A 22,084-nucleotide genomic window follows, 5' to 3' on the forward strand; every position below is an offset into this window, starting at 1 on the left:
CTGAGCCAGGATCAAACTCTCCATGAATGTTTACCGGTAATCCGGTGCACACACACGATAAGAGCGGAACGACCGGTCGGAATAAGACCGATCGTTCACAGCGTCCTCGCTGTGTAAATGCCTCCCGCCGAAGCGGAAGGGCTTTCAAAGGAACCTCGAACCTGCCGAAACAGGTCGGGGTATCAACATATCTGGCGTTGACTTTTGGCACGCTGTTGAGTTCTCAAGGAACGGACGCTACCTTTGTACTCACCCTCTCGGGCTTTCCTCCGGGCGCTTCCCTTCGGTCTTGCGTTTCCAACCTTACCAGACTCTTTTTCCGTTCCGTTTCCGGTGAGAAATTCGATTCCAGTGGCCGTTGGAAGGCCTTTCGCCTTTCGGCTGGACCCGACTTTATCAGAAGCATTTCGGTCGAGCTAATCGGCTCGACCTTCGTGATCCGGATTCAAAATCGGAAGGCTCTGCGGAAATTCAATTTCCGGTGAGAGCGAGAGAGACACTAACCGTCGCACTCGAACTTGTCCAGTTCCAGGCAACCGTTCAAATCTACCTCCCCACTTCTCCCGTGTCAACGGTTTTTGTGGGCGGAGAGGAGACTAGCAGGTCAGAAGGCGTGGTCGCACCTCAGGCAGCGGCCGGGAGCTCGGCGCTGCGGTCTGCCGCGTCCACGTCGCCCGTTTCACCCTCTCGCACCGCTCTGCCGCCCAGGATGTAGACGTACGCCAGAAAGGCCAGCTCGGCCGCGATCCCGATGGAGATGCGCCCCCAGGTCGGCAGGCCCGAAGGCGTGACGAAGCCTTCGATCACTCCCGACACGAACAGGACGAGGGCGAGCCCGATGGCCATGCCGATGGCCGCTCGGCCCTGTTGGGCCAGGGCCGTGCGGCGGGATTGGGGGCCGGGGTCGATGACCGTCCAGCCCAGGCGTAGGCCCGTGCCCGCTGCGACGAAGACGGCTGTGAGTTCCAGCAGGCCGTGCGGGAGGACGAGGCCCAGGAAGGTGTCGAGGCGGCCCGCTGACGACATGAGGCCGATGCCGACGCCGAGATTCAGCACATTGAGGAAGAGGATCCAGATCACCGGAACGCACAGGAACGCGCCGAGGGTCAGGCACATGGCCGCGGCCTGGGCGTTGTTCGTCCAGACCTGGGCGGCGAAGGAGGCCGCGGGGTGGCTGGAGTAGTACGTCTCGTACTCACCGCCGGGGCGGGTGAGCTGGCGGAGCTCGCCTGGAGCGGCGATCGTCGCCTGGACCTCCGGGTGCGTGCCGATCCACCAGCCGATGATCGCGGCGAGAACTGTGGAGAGGACCGCGGTGGGTATCCACCAGTGCCGGGAACGGTAGACGGCCGCGGGGAAACCGGCGGTCAGGAAGCGGATCGCGTCACGCCAGGTGGCACGGCGAGTGCCGGTCACGGTGGAGCGGGCGCGGGCCACGAGCTGGGTGAGCCTGCCCGTAAGCATCGGGTCGGGGGCGCTGGACTGAATAAGGGAGAGATGGGTGGCTGTGCGCTGGTAGAGGGCGACGAGTTCGTCGGCCTCGGCGCCGGTGAGGTGGCGTCCCCGGTGCAGAAGGTGGTCCAGGCGGTCCCACTCGGCACGGTGGGCGGTCACGAAGACGTCGAGGTCCATGGTCGGCTGCTGCTCCAGGCACTGGGTGCGTACGGTCCGTACTACTGCGGCGCGCTGCGGGCCAGCTTGGCAGACTGACCAATCAAGGGGCAGAGAAGGTCGACGGTGAAGGGCAGGCAACAGTGAGTGCGCTTGTGACGGGGGATGCGGTCGTACTGGGGCTGCAGCCGGCGAAACTGCCGAGCCGGGCGCTCGCTGTCGTGATCGACCTTGCGGTCGTGTTCGCCGTCTATCTCATGGTGTCGATCGGGCTTGCGCTGGCGACCGCATCGCTCGACGAGGCCGCGGTCATGGCTGTGTCGGTCGCGTCGTTTCTGCTCGTCCTGGTCGGGGGTCCGATAGCCGTGGAGACCCTCAGCCATGGGCGCTCGCTGGGGAAGCTTGCCTGCGGGCTGCGGGTGGTCCGTGACGATGGAGGGCCGATCCGGTTCCGGCACGCGCTGGTGCGCGGAGCGATGGGCGTGGTGGAGATCCTCATGACGCTCGGGGTCATTGCCTCCATCGCATCGCTGGTGTCGGCCAGGGGACGGCGGATCGGGGATGTATTCGCGGGCACGCTCGTAATAAGGGAGAGGGTGCCGGCCGCACGGGGGATGGCGGTACCGCCTCCGCCGCCGTGGCTCGTGGGGCGGTTCGCGGAGCTGGATCTGTCGGGGGTGCCGGACGATCTGTGGCTCGCGATACGGCAGTACCTGACGCGGATGAGGCAGCTTGACCCCGCCGTGAACTGGTCGATGGCGGTTCGGCTGGCCGGTGACCTGGCAGCTTGCACAGGGGCTCCGGCCCCGGACGGGGTGCCGCCGGCCGCGTATCTGGCGGCCGTGGTGAATGAGCGGCAGGCGCGAGATGCGCGGCGGGCTTTCGCGGCGGGAGCGGGTGTCGGGGCCAGTGCGGGGACAGGCGGCCGCAGCCCGCAGGGAGCAGGGATGCCTGGACCGGTCGTGCTGGGGGCGGTGGTTCCGGGTGCGATCGTGCCGGGCGCGGTCGGGGCAGGCGCTGCGGGGGCATGGACTCCGGTGGCTACGGGCCCGGGGCCTTCCGGCCGGATAGTGGCGGACTCGGCGCCGACGGGGGCCGTTGAGCATGGCGAAACCGCGGGTGCTCGTGGGGCGACTGTGCCGCCTGGGGCGGCAGCCGAGGCCGAACCCTCCCGGGCTGCGGGCGAGGCGCCGCCGGTCACGGGGTTCGCGCCGCCCGCGTAGGCCGCCGCCCGCCCAAGCCGTCAGGGGAAGACCGAAGGCGGGCTCTCGAGGTCTTCGAGTTCGATACCGGGGGCCGCGAGGACCACGTCCCCGGCGATGTGCACGATGTGCTGCTCCCCCGTGTCCAGGGCGCTGACCTGGTATTCGTCCACGGTCAGGGGGCCATTGTCAGTGCCATGCGCTTCACTCTTCATCAGGGCCCAGGACTGATCGAGTGTGCGGGGGGCGAGGACAGGATCCGTGAAGGCGACGAGGCGTACGCGCGTCGCCGGAGAGCCGGGGGTGAGGCGCAGGAGACGTGCGGTGGCGACAAGGAAAGCGGGGGAACTGCCGGTGAAGGCATGGGCGCGGACATTGCCTTCGGTGGCGTGAGTGCCGGTGGGGTCGGTACGGACCCAGGTGACGCCGTCCAGGGCGGCACCCCGGACCTGCCAGCTCGCGGCGTGGAGTTCGAGACGGATGGGACGGCCGAGTTCGTCGAGGGCGAGATCGACGGAGCCGGCGTGGTCGCCGGAGGGGGTGGTGATCTGGGAGACGTAACGCCAGCCGGAGGGACCGGGGGCGCATTGGAAGTGTTCTTCGCCGAGGGGGGTGTGGTCGTGCGGATCGTGGAGCGAATAACGGCCGCGGGGCATGGGGGCGTAGGTGTCCTTGTGCGGTGAGGCTCTTGCCGTGGAGCCGGAGCCGTTCGGGGAGGGTATGGGGCAGGCCCCCGACACGGGGGTGCGGGGGCCTGCCTGGTACCGCTGGTACCTGTCGCCGAGTGGCTGCCGAGGTGCGTCAGCAGTCGATCACTAGCCGATCAGCGGCCGATCAGTAGCGGTAGTGGTCGGACTTGTACGGGCCCTCGACCTCGATGCCGAGGTAGGCGGCCTGTTCCGGGCGGAGCGTCGTCAGCTTCACACCGAGCGAGTCCAGGTGGAGCCGGGCGACCTTCTCGTCCAGGTGCTTGGGCAGCACGTAGACGTCGGTCGGGTACTCCTCGGGCTTGGTGAACAGCTCGATCTGGGCCAGCGTCTGGTCCGCGAAGCTGTTGGACATCACGAACGAGGGGTGACCGGTCGCGTTGCCCAGGTTCAGCAGACGGCCCTCGGAGAGCAGGATCAGGACCTTGCCGTCGGGGAATGTCCAGGTGTGCACCTGCGGCTTGACCTCGTCCTTGACGATGCCCGGGATCTGCGCCAGGCCGGCCATGTCGATCTCGTTGTCGAAGTGGCCGATGTTGCCCACGATCGCCTGGTGCTTCATCTTGGCCATGTCCGCGGCCATGATGATGTCCTTGTTGCCCGTGGTCGTGACGAAGATGTCGGCCTTGTCGATGACCTCGTCGAGCGTCGTGACCTGGTAGCCGTCCATGGCTGCCTGGAGCGCGCAGATCGGGTCGATCTCCGTGACGATCACCCGGGCGCCCTGGCCGCGCAGCGACTCGGCGCAGCCCTTGCCCACGTCGCCGTAGCCGCAGACGACGGCGGTCTTGCCGCCGATCAGGACGTCGGTGGCGCGGTTGATGCCGTCGATCAGGGAGTGGCGGCAGCCGTACTTGTTGTCGAACTTCGACTTGGTGACAGCGTCGTTGACGTTGATCGCCGGGAACAGGAGGGTGCCGTCGCGGTGCATCTCGTACAGCCGGTGCACACCGGTCGTGGTCTCCTCGGTGACGCCGCGGATCTCGGACGCCAGCTGGGTCCACTTCTGCGGGGACTCGCCCAGGGTGCGGTTCAGCAGGGTGAGGATGTGGCGGTACTCCTCGCTGTCCGCCGTCGAGGGGTCCGGGGCCGCGCCCGCCTTCTCGAACTCAACGCCCTTGTGGACGAGGAGGGTGGCATCGCCACCGTCGTCGAGGATCATGTTCGGGCCGCCGGTGGGGGTGTTCGGCCAGGTCAGCGCCTGCTCCGTGCACCACCAGTACTCCTCGAGCGTCTCGCCCTTCCAAGCGAAGACCGGGACGCCCTGGGGGGCCTCCGGGGTGCCGTTCGGGCCGACCGCGATGGCCGCGGCCGCGTGGTCCTGGGTGGAGAAGATGTTGCAGGACGCCCAGCGGACCTCGGCGCCGAGGGCGACCAGGGTCTCGATCAGTACGGCGGTCTGCACGGTCATGTGCAGGGAGCCGGTGATCCGCGCACCGGCGAGCGGCTGCGTGGCGGCGTACTCCTTGCGGATCGACATCAGGCCGGGCATCTCGTGCTCGGCGAGGGTGATCTCCTTGCGGCCGAAGGCGGCGAGGGAAAGGTCGGCGACCTTGAAGTCCTGGCCAGTGGCGACAGTCGACATGCGAGCTGCTCCTCGTGGTGTGGGTCGAGGGTGTGGGTACGGCTGGCTCTGCGGCGGCGGACACAAGAATGCCCGGGCGCTCGCATTGCAGTCCGTCGGAGGCCCTCTCTCCCTCGGCCGGTCCCGCGAGGGGCACCGCCCGACCGCCATCAGCAGCGACGTCTGACTCTGGTCACGAATCTACACCGATCGACCGGGCGGACCCCAGCCCGCCCCGGGGCCGGGATCCAGTCGGGCCAAGGTCTGTAGACCCTGTGAAGTTGCTCCACCGGCACTTTTGAAGTCGCGCCCGCGTGTTGCACCATGCTCGGGATCGGGAGCACCTGCACGATCTGCGCCACCCAGCGTTAGGAGAACCACGTGACCAATCCGGCTGGCGAGCGGCCATTGAAGCTGCTCGCGGTGACTGCCTGTCCGACAGGCATCGCCCATACCTACATGGCTGCGGAGAAGCTGGCTCAGGCCGCGGATGCGCTCGGCGTCGAGATGAAAGTGGAGACTCAAGGTTCCATCGGCGCCGAAAATGTACTTTCTGACAACGATGTCATAGACGCCGACGGCATCATCATCGCCGCGGACAAGGACGTCGACCGCAGTCGGTTCGTGGGGAAGAAGGTGCTGGCGGTCGGTGTCGCCGAGGGCATTCACCACCCCGAGCGGCTGATCGAGCAGGTGCAGAACGCGCCCGTGCACGGAGCGGGCGGCGGGGGCGGAGGCGCCACGGCGCCGACCACCGGGGGTGGCGGCGGCAAGGAGCGCAGCGTCGCGTACAAGGCGCTGATGAACGGCGTCTCGTACATGATCCCGTTCGTGGTGGTCGGCGGGTTGCTCATCGCCATCTCGCTGGCGCTGGGCGGTGACGCGACGTCCAAGGGCTATGCCATTCCAGAGGGAACGTTCTGGGCTCATGTCTTCGACATCGGTGTCATCGGCTTCACGCTCATGGTGCCGATCCTGTCCGGCTACATCGCCTACGCGATAGGCGACCGGCCCGCGCTCGTGCCGGGCATGATCGGCGGCTGGATCGCCAACACCGGTGAGCTGTACGACTCCAAGGCGGGCGCCGGCTTCATCGGTGCGATCGTCACCGGCTTCCTGGCCGGTTATCTGGTGCTGTGGATCAAGAAGGTCAAGGTTCCGAACTTCGTCCGGCCGATCATGCCGATCATCGTGATCCCGATCGTCGCGACGACGGCGCTGGGGCTGTTCTTCATCTACGTCATCGGCAAGCCGATCTCGTGGGTCTTCACGCATCTCACCGACTGGCTCAGCGGCATGACCGGGACCAGCGCGATCCTGCTGGGCGCGATTCTCGGGCTGATGATCGCGTTCGACATGGGCGGGCCGGTCAACAAGACCGCGTTCCTCTTCGGTGCCGGGCTCATCGCCACCGGGAACCAGACCGTCATGGGCATGTGCGCGGCCGCGATTCCGGTCATGCCGCTCGGGCAGGGACTCGCCACGCTGCTGCGCCGCCGGCTCTACTCCGAGCAGGAGCGGGAGACCGGTATGGCTGCGCTCTTCATGGGGATGTTCGGCATTTCGGAGGGTGCGATCCCGTTCGCCGCTGCGCGGCCCGCGCAGGTCATTCCGGCGAACATGCTCGGTGGCGCGGTGGCCGGTGCGATCGCCGGTATGGCGAGTGTGCAGGATGCGGTTCCGCACGGTGGGCCGATCGTGGCCGTGCTCGGTGCGGTGGGTGGCGTGCCGATGTTCTTCCTGGCGGTCGCCGTCGGCACCCTCGTCACCGCGCTCACCACGAACGCGCTGATCGACATCAAGGAGCGCGCGGGTCGGGGAACGGCTGCGCTTGCGACGGCGGGCGCCGGTGCGGGTGCGCTGGTGGCCGAACCGGTGCTCGTGGGCGTCGGCGCCGAGGTCGCGGGCTCCGGTGGCGTACGTACCGAGAGTTCGTCCACGCCCACGCAGGCAGCGGCACAGCCAGCTGAGGGCGAGGACGAGGGCGAGGTGCTGTCCGGGTATCTGACCGCGCAGACCGTGAAGGTCCGGATCGACGCCGACAGCAAGGACGCGGCCATCCGGGAGATGGCCGCGATGCTCGCCACCACCGGCAAGGTCGCCGATCCCGACGCGCTCGTGGCGGCCGCGTTCGCCCGCGAGGAGCAGGGCACCACTGGCCTCGGCGAGGAGATCGCCATTCCGCACGCCAAGACCGACGCGGTCACCGAGCCGATCGTCGGGTTCGCGCGGTCCGCGGAGGGTGTGGAGTGGGGCTCGCTCGACGGTACGAAGGCCAAGCTGATCTTCATGATCACTGTGCCGGAGGCGGCCGCGGGCGACGAGCACCTGCGGATCCTGGCGTTGCTGTCGCGCAAGCTCATGGACACCGGTTTCCGGGAGCGGCTGTCGGCCGCGGCCGATGAGGCGGCGATCCTCGAAGTGCTGCGCGAGATCCGGTAGTTCGCCGGACTTTCTGTGCCAAGCCCGGCCCCGTACGAGCAACCGTGCGGGGCCGGGCTGTACCCTCCGCCCGCACAGGCACAGGTTTTCCGGGGAGGGGCCACAGATACGGCGGCACAGGCGTCACCGCCGTGAGTGACTCCATGGTGCCGACAGCCACCCGCGGCGACAGGCTCCTCTTCGAGAAGGCCGGACGTGGGGAGCTCAAGCGGGGCGACATCGTCCTCTTCAGCGCGCCGGACCGGTACCAGGGCGGCAGCACGATCTCGCGCGTTGGGGGGCACGGCGGCGACCGGGTGGCGTGCTGTACGGATGACAGGGTGACCGTGGACGACAAGCCCCTGCCGGAGCCCTATGTGAGTGGCGGCGATGCCCGTGCGGGCTTCGGCTCGTACAGCGTCACGGTGCCGCGCGGGCGGCTGTTCCTGCTCGGGGACAACCGCGGGAACTCGAGGGACTCGCGTTTCTTCCTCGATCAGGACTCCGGCACGATCGCGGAGTCGCAGGTAGCGGCACGGTTGACCAAGGACTGGACCGGCGCGGTCGTGCTTTTTGCGGGTGTGGTGCTCGGCCGCGTGCTGGCCCTGATCGGAGCGGGCTGCGGGCTGGCCGGCTGGCTGGTGGGCCGGAAGCTGTCCCGCCCGGTGGCACCGCCGACGCCCCCGTTCTCGTCGTACGCGTAGGGGCGCCCCGTACTCGTACACGTACGGCATGAAGAAGGCCCCCGGCCGGTCGGCGGGGGGCCTTCGTCGTACGGACCGTCAGTGGGCGGCGTCCGGGCCCGGGCCGCCCGGGGACTTGGCCGGGTTGATGCCCGCCGCGGCCGCAGACTCGCTGTAGATGTCGGGCTCCAGGTAGATCACGCGCGCGATGGGCACGGCGGTGCGGATGCGCTCCTCGGCCGCGTTGATCGCGTTGGCGACCTCGGCGGCCGTGTCGTCGTGCTGTACCGCGATCTTCGCTGCGACCAGCAGTTCCTCCGGGCCGAGGTGGAGCGTACGCATGTGGATGATGCCGGTGACCACCTCACCGTCCACGACCGCCGCCTTGATCTTCTCGACCTCTTCCGTGCCGGCTGCCTCGCCCAGCAGCAGGGACTTCGTCTCGGCCGCGAGCACGAGCGCGATAAGGATCAGCAGGACGCCGATGCAGAGCGTGCCGATGCCGTCCCAGACGCCATTGCCCGTGGCCAGGGCGATGCCGACGCCGCCGAGCGCCAGGACCAGACCGACCAGCGCGCCCAGGTCTTCGAGCAGGACGACCGGGAGCTCGGGGGCCTTCGCATGGCGCACGAACTCCGTCCAGGAGCGCTTGCCGCGCGTCTCGTTGGACTCCTTGATGGCCGTACGGAAGGAGAAGGACTCGGCGATGATCGCGAAGACGAGAACGCCGACCGGCCAGTACCAGGCCTCGATCTCGTGCGGGTGCTTGATCTTGGTGTAGCCCTCGTAGACAGCGAACATGCCGCCGACCGAGAAGAGCACGATGGAGACGAGGAAGGCGTAGATGTAGCGCTCGCGGCCGTAACCGAAGGGGTGCTGTGGGGTCGCCTCACGCTGGGCCTTCTTGCCGCCGAGCAGCAGGAGGCCCTGGTTTCCGGAGTCGGCGACCGAGTGAACGCTTTCGGCGAGCATCGAGGACGAGCCACTGAAGAGGAACGCCACGAACTTCGCCACCGCGATCGCGAGGTTGGCGGCAAGAGCCGCCACGATCGCCTTTGTTCCGCCTGAAGCGCTCATCTGTTCCTGCAGTCCCTTCGTACGCTGTACGCCGTTCCGGGCTTTGCCCGTCCTTTACGGTGGGCCATTGTTGCAGCCCGGGGCGGCGAGGGCTCGTCAGGCCACCACGGTGGCGCGGAAGACCGTGCCGACTCCGGACACTTCGGCCTTTTCGCCCGCCGGGACGAAGGCGGACTGACCAGGGGCGAGGGCGAGTTCACCGGCGCGGACCGTGCCCGATGTGCAGAGCAGGATCTGCGGGGTGCGGGCCGTCAGGTCGCGGGGCTCGGCTCCGGCCGCGAGGACAAAACGGGAGAGGCGGAATTCGTCGATCGGGGTTTCGTAGACCTCTTCGCCCGAGGGAGATGCCTCGGGGCGCAGGACGCCCGGGTCGCTCGCCTCGAAACGGACGATACGCAGCAGCTCGGGGACGTCCACGTGCTTCGGCGTCAGTCCGCAGCGCAGCACATTGTCCGAGTTGGCCATGATCTCCACGCCGAGACCGTTGAGGTAGGCGTGCGGGACGCCGGCGCCGAGGAACAGGGCCTCACCGGTCTGCAGTTGGACATAGTTGAGCAGCATGGCGGCGATGACCCCCGGGTCGCCGGGGAAGTGGTGCGCGATCGAGGCGTACGGGGCGTAGCCGCCGCCGAGACGCTCGCAGGCGGCCGCGGCATCGGTGACGGTGGCCGCCATCTCGTCGGGGTCCGCGCTCAGCACCGCGGTCAGGACCTCGCGCAGCGCGGCCTCCTCCGGGTGGGCGTGCAGGAGGTCGACGTACGGCTTGAGCGAGTCGACGTCGAGACCGGCGAGGAGATCGGCGGCTTCGAGGGGCGCGCGGAAACCGCACAGGCCGTCGAAGGGCGTGAGCGCGCAGATCAGTTCGGGCTTGTGGTTGGCGTCCTTGTAGTTGCGGTGCGGGGCGTCGATCGGGACGCCGGCGCGCTCCTCGGCCTCGTAACCCTCCTTCGCCTGGGCGAGGTTGGGGTGGACCTGGAGGGAGAGAGGGGCGCCGGCCGCAAGGATCTTGAGGAGGAAGGGGAGACGCGGGCCGAACTTCTCGACGGCCGCGGGGCCCAGTTCGCGTACGGGGTCGGCGGCGATGACGTCGGAGAGCGGCCGCTCGTCATGGTCGCGGGTGACGCGCGAGGGCGCTCCGGGGTGGGCGCCCATCCACATCTCGGCCTGGGGCTCGCCGGTGGGGGCGATGCCGAGCAGCTCCGGGATGGCGGTCGTGGATCCCCAGGCGTAGGGGCGCACGGTGTTGGAGAGGCGGTCCATGGTCTTCGTTCTTCCCGATTCTCGTGGTGACGGTTACGCCTGGAGATGTCTGTGCGCTTCGGTTACGCGTGACGGAACGTAGGGCGGTTACGCGTTGGGGGCGGAACCCGCCAGGGCCAGGTAGACGGCTGCGAAGTCGGTGACCGCGAGGAGTTCGGCGATCGACTCCAGGTCGCTGCCGTCGTCCGGTTCGAGCTCACTGATCGGGGTGTCGTGGCTGAGCGCGAGTTCACGGGCGGCGGGGGCTGCGGTGAGGCCGCCTGCGGGGCGGTCACGGAGCAGTACGACGCGGGCTCGCAGCGCCTGCGGCTCCTCGACGCGGTCGCGGAAGAAGTCCTCGGGGTCGGCCCCGGCGGCGAAGTCGCCCACGAGGAGCCCACCGTGCGCGGGCAGCGCCTCGGGCAGCTCGGCGGCGAGGGCGGGGTAGCCGGCCAGCTCGGCCAGTACGGCGGCGAAGCGACGGCCTGCGGGGCCGGCGCCCCCGCCCTCCGTCCAGATCAGCGGAAGGCTGTCGGCGAGTTCGGCTGCGAGCGTCTTCGCCGGATTGCTGTACGTCGCGATGGCCGGGCCGCACCGTTCGGCGGTCTTGTCCAGGCGGTCCGCCACCTTGGCCAGCGTCTCCGGGGATGCCTCGAGCAGACCCAGCCGGTCGAGGAGGACCAGGAGCGGGGTGAACAGCGCCCACAGGGCGCCGGGGCTCGCGGCCTGCGTCTCCTCGTACAGCTCGTGCGGGGCGGTGGCCATCGGGACGACCATGCCGTGCGTGCCGTCGACGGCTTCGGAGAGCGGGGAGCGCTGGGGGGAGACGGCGACGACGGTGCAGCCGCGGCGGTACGCCTGCTCGGCGAGGAGGGCGAGGCCGGGTTCGCTGCCGTCGGTGGTCGCGATGAGCAGCAGGTCCACGGATCCCGCCCAGCCGGGAAGCGCCCAGCGCAGGGCGCCTGCGGCGGGGGCGACGCCGGTGGGGTGCAGACGGGTGACGGGGGCGGAGGCGCCGGCCAGGGCGCCGATCAGGTCCGCGACGCCGGTGGCGGCATGGCCGGGGCCCGCGACGAGAACGGCGCGGGGGCGGCCCTCCGGCTTGAGCTCGGCGATACCGGCCTCGGCGGCGTGCCGGGCGGCGGTGCGTACGCGCGCCCCTGCCTCGGCGGCGCCTCGGAGCAGTCCTCGGCGATCCGCGCGGGCCAGGTCTTCCGGAGCGTCGAGGAGCGACTCGTCGAGCATGAGGTTGGGCCTCCGATCGCCGTGCGGTGGTGGGTCAGGCGGGGCGGCGTGCCTCGTCGACGAGGAGGACGGGGATGCCGTCCCGTACCGGGTAGGCCAGGCCGCAGTCCTTGCGCGTGCAGATCAGCTCGGGGGTCTCGGCTGCGGAGCTGTCGCTCAGCGGGGCGTGGCAGGCGGGGCAGGCGAGGATCTCGAGGAGGCCGGCTTCGAGCGGCATGTGCGGGGGTGTCCCTTCGGTGCTTGCATACGTCGTGTGGCGGCGCGGTCGCTTGCGTGATCCGGGTCGCCGTGTATCGGGTGCGGCCGCCGGTCGAACGGGCGGTCGCAGGTCTGCGGATTGGGCCACGTCAGCGTACCGCTGGGGGGAGGGGTGCGGCGCGTTCTGGGGGACGTGGGGGCGGTTCTCCCCACCCCCGCTCCACCCGAAACCGGGGCTGCCCACCCCGGACCGCGTCGTCGCCGCGCCCCCGGTACCGGCCGACGCGCCGAAACCACGCCCGCCCCCTCAGCTCACGCTCCCCGGACCAGCCCCAGGACCTCGTCCCTCACCTTCGCCATCGTCTGTTCGTCCCGCGCCTCCACGTTCAGGCGCAGCAGCGGTTCCGTGTTCGACGGGCGAAGGTTGAACCACCAGTCCTCCGTCGAGACCGTCAGGCCGTCCAGTTCGTCGATCGTCACGTCACCGCGGGACGCGTACGCCGCCTTCACCGCCGCCGTCCTGGCCGCCTGGTCGTCGACCGTGGAGTTGATCTCGCCCGAGCCCTTGTAGCGGTCGTACTGCGCCACCAGCGCCGACAGCGGGCGGTCCTGCGAGCCCAGGGCCGCCAGGACGTGGAGGGCCGCCAGCATGCCCGTGTCCGCGTTCCAGAAGTCGCGGAAGTAGTAGTGCGCCGAGTGCTCGCCGCCGAAGATCGCTCCCGTACGGGCCATCTCCTCCTTGATGAAGGAGTGGCCGACGCGCGTGCGCTGCGGCGTTCCGCCGTTCTCGCGGACGACCTCCGGGACCGACCACGAGGTGATCAGGTTGTGGATCACCGTGCCGCCGGGGTGCTTCGCCAGTTCGCGGGCCGCGACCAGCGCCGTGATCGCCGACGGCGAGATGCCCTCGCCGCGCTCGTCCACGACGAAGCAGCGGTCCGCGTCGCCGTCGAAGGCGAGGCCCAGGTCCGCGCCCTCCGACCGGACGCGGGCCTGCAGGTCGACGATGTTCGCCGGGTCCAGCGGGTTCGCCTCGTGGTTGGGGAAAGTGCCGTCGAGCTCGAAGTACATCGGTACGAGTGTGACGGGCAGCGACGCGAACACCGTGGGGACCGTGTGGCCGCCCATTCCGTTGCCCGCGTCCACGACCACCTTCAGCGGGCGCATCGCCGACAGGTCGACGAGCGACAGCAGATGGGCCGCGTAGTCGGTGAGCGTGTCGCGCTCCGTCACCTTGCCCGGCTCGGCCGCCGGCTCCGGCGCGCCCTGGCCGGACCAGGATTCGACCAGTTGGCGGATGTCCGCCAGGCCGGTGTCCTGGCCGACCGGCGCCGCGCCCGCCCGGCACATCTTGATGCCGTTGTACTGCGCCGGGTTGTGCGAGGCCGTGAACATCGCACCCGGGAGGCCGAAGTGCCCCGACGCGAAGTACAGCTGGTCGGTCGAGCAGAGCCCGATCAGCGTGACGTCCGCACCCCTGGCCGCGGCCCCCCGCGCGAACGCCCCGGAGAGCCCCGGCGACGACGGCCGCATGTCATGGCCGACGACGATCGCGTCCGCGTCCGTCACCTGGACGAAGGCCGCCCCGAACAGTTCGGCCAGCGCCTCGTCCCACTGATCCGGCACCACCCCGCGGACGTCGTACGCCTTCACGATCTGCGACAGATCAGCAGTCACGGGCCCAACCCTCCTGAAAGTCCCTGAAGTCTCTGCGGTCACCTCAAAGCCTCAACGTACCCGCACAAGCTAAGGGAGCATCCAGCCCAGTACCGGCGTGCTCTGCGCCGTCACGATCAGACACATCACCAGGAGCAGTCCCAGGCTCCACGGCAGCACCTTGCGCAGCAGATCGCCCTCCTTCCCCGCCAGCCCCACTGCCGCGCATGCGATCGTCAGATTCTGCGGGGAGATCATCTTGCCGAGCACGCCGCCGGAGCTGTTCGCCGCCGCCAGCAGTTCGGGAGACAGGCCCGATTCGCGGGCCGCCGTCACTTGGAGCGCGCCGAAGAGCGCGTTCGCGGAGGTGTCGGAGCCGGAGACGGCGACTCCGAACCAGCCGAGCACCGGCGAGAGGAAGGCCAGACCCGCGCCCGCCGCTGCCACGAAGTGGCCGATGGAGGCGGCCTGTCCGGACAGGTTCATGACGTACGCGAGTGCCAGTACGGAGGTCACGGTGAGGATCGCGTACCGCAACTCCCGTACGGTCGCCGCCCATTCGCGCACCGCGTCCCTGCCGCCCACGCCGAGTACGAACGCCGTCACGACACCCGCCAGCAGCACCAGCGTCCCGCCCGTCGAGATCAGCGGCAGGGTGAAGTCATTGGCGCCGACCGGCTTCCCGTCCGGGTTCGCGACATCGAGGAACGGCCAGTCGAAGATCCGCGTCGCTTCCGCCAGCAGCCGCTTGACCGGCGGTATCTGGGCGACGGAGAAGATCGCGACGATGAGTGCGTACGGGGCGTAGGCGCGCACCACTTCACGCTGCGGGTCCTCGCGGTCCAGGTCCTCGCTCCGTACGCCCGTGAGCACCGCCGCCCGCACCGGCTCGGCGGCCGGCTTGCGCGCACCGGGCACCGCGACCAGCGCCGCCGCACCGATCAACGCCGCCCCGATGTCAGCGAGTTGTGCAGAGACATAGTTGGCCGCCGCGAACTGGGCAGCGGCGAAGGCGACTCCGCAGGCCAGCGCGGGCGCCCAGGTCTCGCGCAGCCCGCGCCTGCCGTCGACCAGGCCCACCAGGACCAGCGGTACGACGAGGGCCAGCAGCGGCGTCTGACGCCCCACCACCGAGGCCACCGAGTCCAGTGGCAGGCCGGTGACCTGAGCGAGCGTCACAACGGGCGTGCCCATGGCGCCGAAGGCGACGGGAGCGGTGTTGGCGACGAGCGAGACGACGGCCGCCTTGACCGGGTCGAAGCCGAGCGCGACGAGCATCACGGAACAGATCGCGACGGGCGCACCGAAACCGGCCAGGGCTTCGAGCAGCGCACCGAAGCAGAAGGCGACGACGAGGGCCTGGATACGGGGGTCGTCGGAGAGCCGCCCGAAGGAGCGCCGGAGGATGTCGAAGTGCTGCGTACGGACCGTCATCCGGTACACCCACAGGGCGTTGACGACGATCCACATGATGGGGAAGAGCCCGAACAGCACGCCCTGTGCACCGGCCGCGAGGGTCTGCCCGAGCGGCATTCCGTACGCGAGCCAGGCGACCAGCGCGGCGACGGCGAAGCCGATGAGTCCGGCGCGGTGGGCTTTCATCCGTACGGCGCCGAGCAGCACCAGAACGGTGACCAGCGGGAGTGCGGCGGCGAGAGCGGACAGGGCGAGCGAGCCTGCGACAGGTTCCAGCTGCTGCACGAACACGACAGACCTACCTCCGGATTCCGTGATGTGGAAAGCGGTTTCTCACGGGTGAGGGAATGGTCGTGTCCGCGACAAGCGGAGGTCAATGGTCCGTACAGGAATCCGTACAGGATTCAATGAAGAGGGGTGGTGTCCGGGGCAGGAGAAGGCCCGGGACAGGCGAAACGCTCAGGAGTCCGGCTCAGCGGTCCGGCTCCGGAATCCGGCTCAGGAATCCGGCTCAGGAATCCGGGGGACGCAGCACCCGCAGATGGCCGCGGCGCGCGACCTCCATCGGATCAGCCGTCCGGCGGCCGTTCTGCGCACCCGCCTCGGCCGTACGCCCCTGGGGGCGGGCCGCTTCCCGTACCGCATTGGCGAGCGCTTCGAGATCGTCGCCGCTGGGGCGGGCGGGGGCGGAGCCGTCGGTGAGCCGCACGACCTCCCAGCCGCGCGGGGCGGTCAGGCGCTCACTGTGCTCGGCGCACAGGTCGTAGCAGTGGGGCTCGGCATAGGTGGCGAGCGGGCCGAGGACCGCGGTCGAATCGGCATAGACGTACGTCAGTGTCGCGACGGCGGGGCGGCCGCACGCGGTGCGCGAACAGCGACGTACAGGGCTCACGACGTTGGACGGTACCGCACTCTTGAGCGGGCTGCGACGACTCTCCACCAGGTCACTCCACCGTGTCGTGGTGTGACACCCGACATAACGGCTCCCCGAGCAACTGGCCTGACCTGCACGGAAAGAGAAGCGCGCGGGCGACGACCGGCGGTGATCCGGTCATGACTTGGCGTAAATGAGGTCAATCACGATGAGATCCGCGATCGCTGTGAGATATGCAATCGGGCGCAAGCTTGGCCGGAATGTTCAATTAGCGACAAGCCTCCGACCCGGCGCGCGCACTCGATCGCCGCGCGCCCTGGAGAGCTACGCTGCGTCAGTGATGGACAGTCCTGTACCGCCCCGCCCGACCGAGCCACGGCCGCGCCGTCGCGACCGCCACGGCCGCGGCATGCGAGGGCCGGTCGCCCCGCCCCAGGTCCCCCTCGCCGCGAGCCGCGCCGAGTCCTTTCGCGACCTTGTGCAGGACTCGGTGGAACGGCTGGAACGGCGCTGGCCGCAGCTGGCCGACGTCGACTTCCTCGTACTGGATGTCCCGGGCGCGCCGGAGGAGTCGGTGCCACTGGGCAGCTCGCTCCCGGCGGACAAGGGGCGGCCGGCGCGGATCGTGGTCTACCGGCGGCCCGTCGAGATCCGTACGAAGACGCGCGACGAGCGGGCCCTGCTGGTGCACGAGGTGGTCGTGGAGCAGGTCGCGGAGCTGCTGGGGCTGTCGCCGGAGTCGGTGGATCCGCGGTACGGGCAGGACTGAACGGCTCAGTCGTCCAGAACCGACAGGTCCTGCTCCGCCTCCGGCACGGCCACCGTCCCCCGGTCGTCCGGCATCGTCTGCACCGTGAACATCGGGATCCCGTCCTGGGGCAGCGCCAGCGTCCGCGAGGCGTGCACCGGGCCGCCCGACACCGTCTCCACCATCAGCGCGTACGAGCCCTTCAGCCCGGCCGGCACCGGCGGGGTGACCGCAAGCGTCGTACCCGCCTTGACCTTGTAGGTCTTGACGACCTGGGTGCCACCCTCCGTGCCCGCCGACGCGGTGACCTTGACCTCGGCCGCGGCCCCCGGGGCGGTCAGGGAGAGCGTGGAGCCCTTGGCGCGGTTGTCGGCAACGCTCGCCCGCTCCCCCACCGGCGCTGTCGCCGGGATGAAGGCGACCTCCTGCTTGTCGCCCTTGCCGCGTACGACCCGCAGCGCCGCCACCACCGGGGTCGCCCGGCCGCTCTGGGACGGGCTGAGGATCAGGGAACCGGCCTCGCCCTTGGTGACGTCCTGCAGGTCCACGCTCGCGGTCATCCCCGACTTGACGTGCAGCGTCTCGTGTCCGGCCGGGATGATCTTCCCGCCGGGGCCCGCGAGTTGCACCTTCAGGTCGGCGTCGTCGTTGCCGGGCGCGAAGGCCACCAGACGTACCGAGGTGGCGTCCGCGGGGATGCCGGGGAGCACAGCGGTGCCGGACGGGTCGGCCGAGGCGGTCAGCCAGTCGCTGCCCGCCTTGTCGTCGGCGGCCCGCACCACTGCGCCGACGCGGCCCGTACGGGTGGTGACGTGGACGGTCAGCTCCGCGGCCGGGTCGGAGGTCAGGGTGGAGAGCAGGACCGGGACGCTGGATCCGGCCGGGACCGGGATGCCCTCGGTCAGCGTGGTCTTGAGTGCGCCGTCCTTGCCGTACAGCTCGATGTCGGCGACGGCGGGGGTGTCGTCCGGGTTGGTGAGGTGGACGTAGTCGTGTCGGTCCTCGGTCGTGGACGCGCCCGGGAACCAGAAGTCGGTGTCCGGGCCGGTGCAGCTGACGCCGAGCAGGCCGCGCGCGCCGCCCGCGGTTTCCGTGGTGGTCTGCTGGGCGGTCCAGCCGGGCGCGAGGCGGCCGGTGGCGGTCCCGACGAGAGCGGGGGACTCGCCGCCGGTGGCCTTGGCGGCGACGGGCTTGCCGGGCTCCTTCACCGCGAGCACCGCCTTGTCGGGCGTCGGCTTCTTCGCGCCCTTGGCCCCCTTGGCACCCTTCGCCGCGTCGCCGTTCTTGCTCTTGTCCTTGCTCGGGGCGGCCACCGTGTCGGCCAGTACGGCGGCGGACGGCCTCAGTTCGGCCGTGCCGTCCTTCGCGTCGCCGCTCTTACCCGCAGGCGTGAACGACGTGTACGCGGTCTCCGCGAGCTCGGAGGTGCTGGGCACGGGGCAGAGCAGACTGGAGCGTTCGACGGGCAGCCGCGCCGGGGCCTTCGCCTCGGTCTCCGCGCCGCTGCCGGGTGCGATGAGCGCGGCGAGGCCGGTGATTGCGGCGAGTGCGGTGGCGGTCGCGAGCAGGGAGATGGTCGTGCGGTTCACTCTGACTCGCCTCGCGTCGCGTTTCCGGGGGTGCCGTTCGGGCCGGGGTGCTGGTCGCTCTCACTGCCGTAGGCGTAGGGGTCGTACTGCTGCTGCCCCTCCTGGTACTGCCCTTCGGGGTAGGCCGTGGTCTGGTACGGGTCCTGGTACTGGTCGGCCTGGTACGGCTGTTGCTGGTACTGGTCGGCGCCGTACTGCTCATCGGCGGCGTACTGCTGCTCGTTGCCGTACGGGGCGCCCTGGTACTGCTCGTTGCCGTACGGGGCGGTGTATCCGGCGTCCGCGTACGACTGCGCGTCCCATTCGCCGTACTGCTGCTGGGGCAAGGCCGCGTACGGCGACTCCGGCTCGTACGACTGCTGTTGCTGCGCGAAGGCGTCCTGGCCGGCGGGGAGTTGGGCGTACGGATCCGCCTCGGAGTCCTCCCGCAGCGACTCCGCTTCCGCCTCTGCCTGCGCGCGCAGCCTGCGTGCCCTGCGTCCTTCGCCTTCCACCGCCTGCGCGGGTACGGCGATCTCCTCGTCCGGCAGGTCGTCGTCGATCTCCCGCCGCCTGCCCGGCAGCGCCAGCACCAGCAGCACCAGCGCGAGGAATCCCTGCGCCCAGATCCAGCCGGTGTGGGTGACGGGGTCGTCGTAGGAGAGGTCGAGCCGGCCGCCCTCGGCGGGGAGTTCGAAGCCCTGGGCCCAGCCGTCGACGACCGTCTTCGTCAGCGCGCGTCCGTCGAGGGTGGCCTGCCAGCCCTCGTCGGCGCGGTCGGCGATGCGCAGCACCCGCCCCGATGCCCCGGACGGGATCTGAGCGTGGGCCTCGACGGCGTCTGACGCGACGGGCAGCGGGTCGCCCTTGCCGCTCACGATGGTGGCCCGGGCGACCTGGCGGTCGACGCGCCACAGTGCGCTGCCGTCGAGCTGGCTGAGCCTGCTCAGGCCGGGCGTCGCGTCGAGGACGCGGCTGGTCTGGCGGGGTGCTCCGTCGCGTACGAGCACGTAACGGATGGCGAAGCCGCTGAGCTCGCGGGTCTGGTCGGCACCGGAGCCCGCCACGAGGTTGGCGACGATCTTGTCGAGCCGTGCGTCACTGCCGCCCGCCTCTGCCAGTTCGGCGTCGCCCAGTCGGCCGCCGGAGCCGCGTACGAGGGCGTACGAGACCTTGGCGGCCGACGCTCCACCGAGGACGAGGGTGCGCGGCTGGTCGCGGGTGTCGCTCTCTTCGGCGACGAAGGCCGGGACCTGGACGGGGTCACGCCGCTCCAGCGGGTGGGCGGCGCCGCTCAGCATCCAGTTGGCGGCGGCGAGCAGGGGCGCGATACCGGCGGCGAGCGCGATGAGCGCCGCGACGGGCTGGCGCCAGCCGAAGTTCTGGGCGGCGACGCGGGTACGGCCGCCTTCCGCGCCCAGGACGGCTGCGGCGAGGAGGGCGATGCCGTAGACGAGGGTGGCGGGTCCTGCCCAGCCGGAGCTGTTGGCGAGCGCCGCGAAGATCAGCCCGGTCAGCGCCACGGCCCAGGAGGCGCGGATCGCGAACTGCCGCTCACCGCGCAGCAGGGCGGCGAGCGCCGCGAGCACGATGCCGACGAGCAGGATCCCGCCCGCGGCCTTGGGGCCGCCGGGGCTGATGCCGAGGAGGTCGAGCGCGGAGGCCGATCCGGTGCCGAATGCGAGTCCCGCTTCGCGGAAGAAGGCGGACGGGCCGGTCAGCAGGGTCAGCGACCAGGGGGCGAGGACGAGCAGCGGGGTGCCGATGGCGGCGAGGAAGCGCACCCCGTACGCCGTGATGTCGTCGCGGCGCAGTACGAGTACGGCGATGCCGAGGACGAGCGCGAGCAGCCACACGATGGGCGTGAATGCCATCGCGAAGGTGAGCAGGAGCGCGTAGGCCCAGGTGGCGCGCCAGCTGCCGCGCCCGCTGCCGCTGATGCGCAGTCCGTGGGCCGCGACGCCCGCCCGGGCGATGAGCGGCAGCAGGATCGCGAGGACGGCGGTGCCGAGGCGTCCGGTCGCCAGTGCGCCGGTCGCGGCGGGCAAGAAGGCGTACGCGATGCTCGCCCAGGCCCGCAGCAGCCGGGATTCGACGATGGGGCGCGAGGCGAAGTACGCGGTGAGTCCGGCGAGCGGGACCGAGCAGACGAGCAGCACGGTCAGGGCGAAGCCGGTGGAGCCGAGGAAGACCGTGGACAGGGCCGCGAGCACCGCGAGGTATGGGGGCGCCGTCTGGGTGCCGCCGGTGCCGAGGGGGTGCCAGTTGTCGGCGTAGCGGGACCAGAGGTCGGAGACGTCGGCGGGGGCGGGCAGCAGGGCGCCGCCCGCGAGCGCTCCGCCGCCGAACAGGTCGAGGCAGGCGATGACCGAGATGAGCAGCAGCAGGGCGAAGAGAACCGGCCCGGGCTTGCGGGCGATCTTCTTCAGTCGCGCGAACTGCTCGATCTCCAGGAATTCGGCGTCGTCCCCGCCGGGTCCTGATTCGACTGCGCCGTGGCGCGAGCCGCCGGAGTCGGAGTCGGAGCCGCCGCCGATGTGGCCCGCGACCTGTTCGACGGTGGCGCGGACGGTCGCTCCGGGCGGCGGGAAGAGGGGGCGCAGTTCGGCCGCTTCCATCACGCGGCCTTCTCTGGCTCTTCTGCGGCGTCCGGCGATGATCCGCTCGGGCCGCAGCAGGGTGCCGAAGAGTCCCATGACTTCGTCGACGGCCTGGCCGGGCACCTTGCCGACGAGGTAGGCGAGGGTGCGCAGCAGGGTGCCGAAGACGATGCGCAGAAGTACGTAAGGGAGAGCGACCGTGCGTGCGTTCGTCAGCAGGGTGTAGACGGCGCCGGATTTGTCGACGCGGTGGGGGCTGGCGACGGAACGGCCGGCGCAGTCGACGGTGCGGCGTTCGCGGGCGGCTGCCTCGGCGTGCCGCATGACGGCGTCGGGTGCGATCAGGACGCGGTGTCCGGCGGCGTGCGCGCGCCAGCACAGGTCGACGTCGTCGCGCATGAGGGGCAGGCGCCGGTCGAAGCCGCCGAGCTGCTCGAAGACGTCGCGGCGGATGAGCATGCCGGCCGAGGAGACGGACAGGACGGAACGGATCTGGTCGTGCTGTCCCTGGTCCTGCTCGCGGCGGTCGAGTCCGGTCCAGCGGCGTCCGCTGTTGGCGATGGAGACGCCTGCTTCGAGGAGTTGCTTGCGGTCGTACCAGCCTCGGAGTTTGGGGCCGATGATGGCGGCGTATTCGTCGGAGTCGGCGACGCGCAGGAGTTCGGCCAGAGCATCGGGGGCGGGCGCGCTGTCGTCGTGGAGCAGCCACAGCCACTGGACCGGTTCCCCGTAGGGGAGTTCGGGCATGTCGTACGCGTCGTCGCGCCAGCTCCTGCTGACGGGGTCCCAGCCGCTGGGCCGCTTCAGATAGGGCAGGTCGTCGGGGGTGAGGACGCCGGCCGTGCGGGCGGCTTCCTCGACGGCGGTGCCGAATCCGGTGCGGCGTGCGAGGTGCAGCACGCGTTCGGCGCCGAGTGCCTCGGTGACCAGCCGCGCGGAGTCGTCGGCGCTGCCGGTGTCGGCTGCGATGACGTTCTGTACGGGGCGTTCCTGGCCGATGAGTCCGGCGAGGGCGTCGGGCAGCCAGCGTGCGCCGTCGTGGGAGACGAGCACGGCGGTGACGACATGCCGCGGGAACTCTGGCGGATGTGCCGGTGCGAACGCGGCTGTGGTGGCGGACATCGAGGTACGGGCCCTCCGGCCGGGGGGTCGCCCCGTAGGGGCGTTGGAGCGTCTCGGACGGGGCCCCACACTAACGGCTGGTACTACGACGGTCCGCCGACTGCTCGGAGTGCGCAGTCGGCGGACCGTGGTTTACGTACTGACTTGTGGTGG

16 protein-coding genes are annotated in these 22,084 nt (G+C 70.3%); 4 read left to right on the forward strand and 12 right to left on the reverse strand.

Annotated elements, in window-relative coordinates:
• Positions 1-624: 624 nt before the first annotated feature.
• On the reverse strand, positions 625-1,632 hold the full coding sequence (locus tag ABZS64_RS02055; RefSeq protein ID WP_355822116.1) for a stage II sporulation protein M: 1,008 nt from the start codon (positions 1,630-1,632) through the stop codon (positions 625-627).
• Between the two features lie 122 nt (positions 1,633-1,754).
• On the opposite strand from ABZS64_RS02055, the gene ABZS64_RS02060 reads away from it, so the two are divergent.
• Positions 1,755-2,834, forward strand: a complete 1,080-nt coding sequence (locus ABZS64_RS02060; protein ID WP_355822118.1) for an RDD family protein — start codon at positions 1,755-1,757, stop codon at positions 2,832-2,834.
• A 20-nt stretch (positions 2,835-2,854) separates the two neighbouring features.
• Here ABZS64_RS02060 and ABZS64_RS02065 read toward each other — a convergent pair whose 3' ends face one another.
• Both ABZS64_RS02065 and ahcY read right to left on the reverse strand, forming a co-directional pair.
• Positions 2,855-3,469, reverse strand: coding sequence for a hypothetical protein (locus ABZS64_RS02065; protein WP_355822120.1), 615 nt, complete (start codon positions 3,467-3,469; stop codon positions 2,855-2,857).
• Positions 3,470-3,647: 178 nt separating this feature from the next.
• Positions 3,648-5,105: an adenosylhomocysteinase gene (ahcY, locus tag ABZS64_RS02070; RefSeq protein WP_355822122.1), complete on the reverse strand. Its 1,458-nt coding sequence runs from the start codon at positions 5,103-5,105 to the stop codon at positions 3,648-3,650.
• A 360-nt stretch (positions 5,106-5,465) separates the two neighbouring features.
• On the opposite strand from ahcY, the gene ABZS64_RS02075 reads away from it, so the two are divergent.
• Together ABZS64_RS02075 and lepB are read left to right on the forward strand one after the other, a co-directional pair.
• Complete coding sequence (locus ABZS64_RS02075; RefSeq protein ID WP_355822124.1) at positions 5,466-7,526, forward strand: PTS fructose transporter subunit IIABC; 2,061 nt, start codon at positions 5,466-5,468, stop codon at positions 7,524-7,526.
• Between the two features lie 131 nt (positions 7,527-7,657).
• Positions 7,658-8,209, forward strand: coding sequence for a signal peptidase I (gene lepB / locus ABZS64_RS02080; RefSeq protein ID WP_355822126.1), 552 nt, complete (start codon positions 7,658-7,660; stop codon positions 8,207-8,209).
• Between the two features lie 78 nt (positions 8,210-8,287).
• On the opposite strand, the gene ABZS64_RS02085 is transcribed toward lepB, so the two are convergent.
• From ABZS64_RS02085 to ABZS64_RS02115, 7 genes are all read right to left on the reverse strand, one after another.
• A complete protein-coding gene (locus tag ABZS64_RS02085) occupies positions 8,288-9,265 on the reverse strand; it encodes a cation diffusion facilitator family transporter (RefSeq protein WP_355822128.1) in 978 nt (325 codons plus the stop codon).
• A 96-nt stretch (positions 9,266-9,361) separates the two neighbouring features.
• On the reverse strand, positions 9,362-10,525 hold the full coding sequence (gene manA, locus ABZS64_RS02090; protein ID WP_355822130.1) for a mannose-6-phosphate isomerase, class I: 1,164 nt from the start codon (positions 10,523-10,525) through the stop codon (positions 9,362-9,364).
• 87 nt (positions 10,526-10,612) lie between these two features.
• Positions 10,613-11,749, reverse strand: coding sequence for an SIS domain-containing protein (locus ABZS64_RS02095; protein ID WP_355822132.1), 1,137 nt, complete (start codon positions 11,747-11,749; stop codon positions 10,613-10,615).
• 34 nt (positions 11,750-11,783) lie between these two features.
• A complete protein-coding gene (locus ABZS64_RS02100) occupies positions 11,784-11,966 on the reverse strand; it encodes a Trm112 family protein (RefSeq protein ID WP_355822134.1) in 183 nt (60 codons plus the stop codon).
• Positions 11,967-12,259: 293 nt separating this feature from the next.
• Entirely contained in the window at positions 12,260-13,624 is a 1,365-nt protein-coding gene (locus ABZS64_RS02105) for a phosphomannomutase/phosphoglucomutase (protein WP_355822136.1), read from the reverse strand.
• Positions 13,625-13,693: 69 nt separating this feature from the next.
• Complete coding sequence (locus ABZS64_RS02110) at positions 13,694-15,310, reverse strand: L-lactate permease (RefSeq protein WP_355822138.1); 1,617 nt, start codon at positions 15,308-15,310, stop codon at positions 13,694-13,696.
• A gap of 220 nt (positions 15,311-15,530) precedes the next feature.
• Complete coding sequence (locus ABZS64_RS02115; protein WP_355822140.1) at positions 15,531-15,959, reverse strand: DUF3499 domain-containing protein; 429 nt, start codon at positions 15,957-15,959, stop codon at positions 15,531-15,533.
• 274 nt (positions 15,960-16,233) lie between these two features.
• On the opposite strand from ABZS64_RS02115, the gene ABZS64_RS02120 reads away from it, so the two are divergent.
• A complete protein-coding gene (locus ABZS64_RS02120) occupies positions 16,234-16,662 on the forward strand; it encodes a metallopeptidase family protein (protein WP_355822142.1) in 429 nt (142 codons plus the stop codon).
• A gap of 5 nt (positions 16,663-16,667) precedes the next feature.
• Here the strand turns inward: ABZS64_RS02120 and ABZS64_RS02125 are convergent, their stop codons facing one another.
• Both ABZS64_RS02125 and ABZS64_RS02130 read right to left on the reverse strand, forming a co-directional pair.
• Complete coding sequence (locus ABZS64_RS02125; protein WP_355822144.1) at positions 16,668-18,230, reverse strand: DUF5719 family protein; 1,563 nt, start codon at positions 18,228-18,230, stop codon at positions 16,668-16,670.
• Positions 18,227-21,931: a glycosyltransferase gene (locus ABZS64_RS02130; protein WP_355822146.1), complete on the reverse strand. Its 3,705-nt coding sequence runs from the start codon at positions 21,929-21,931 to the stop codon at positions 18,227-18,229. The genes ABZS64_RS02125 and ABZS64_RS02130 overlap by 4 nt, the downstream gene beginning before the upstream one ends.
• Positions 21,932-22,084 lie beyond the last annotated feature (153 nt).

This window comes from Streptomyces sp. NPDC005408, assembly GCF_040606445.1.
Classification (GTDB): Bacteria; Actinomycetota; Actinomycetes; order Streptomycetales; family Streptomycetaceae; genus Streptomyces.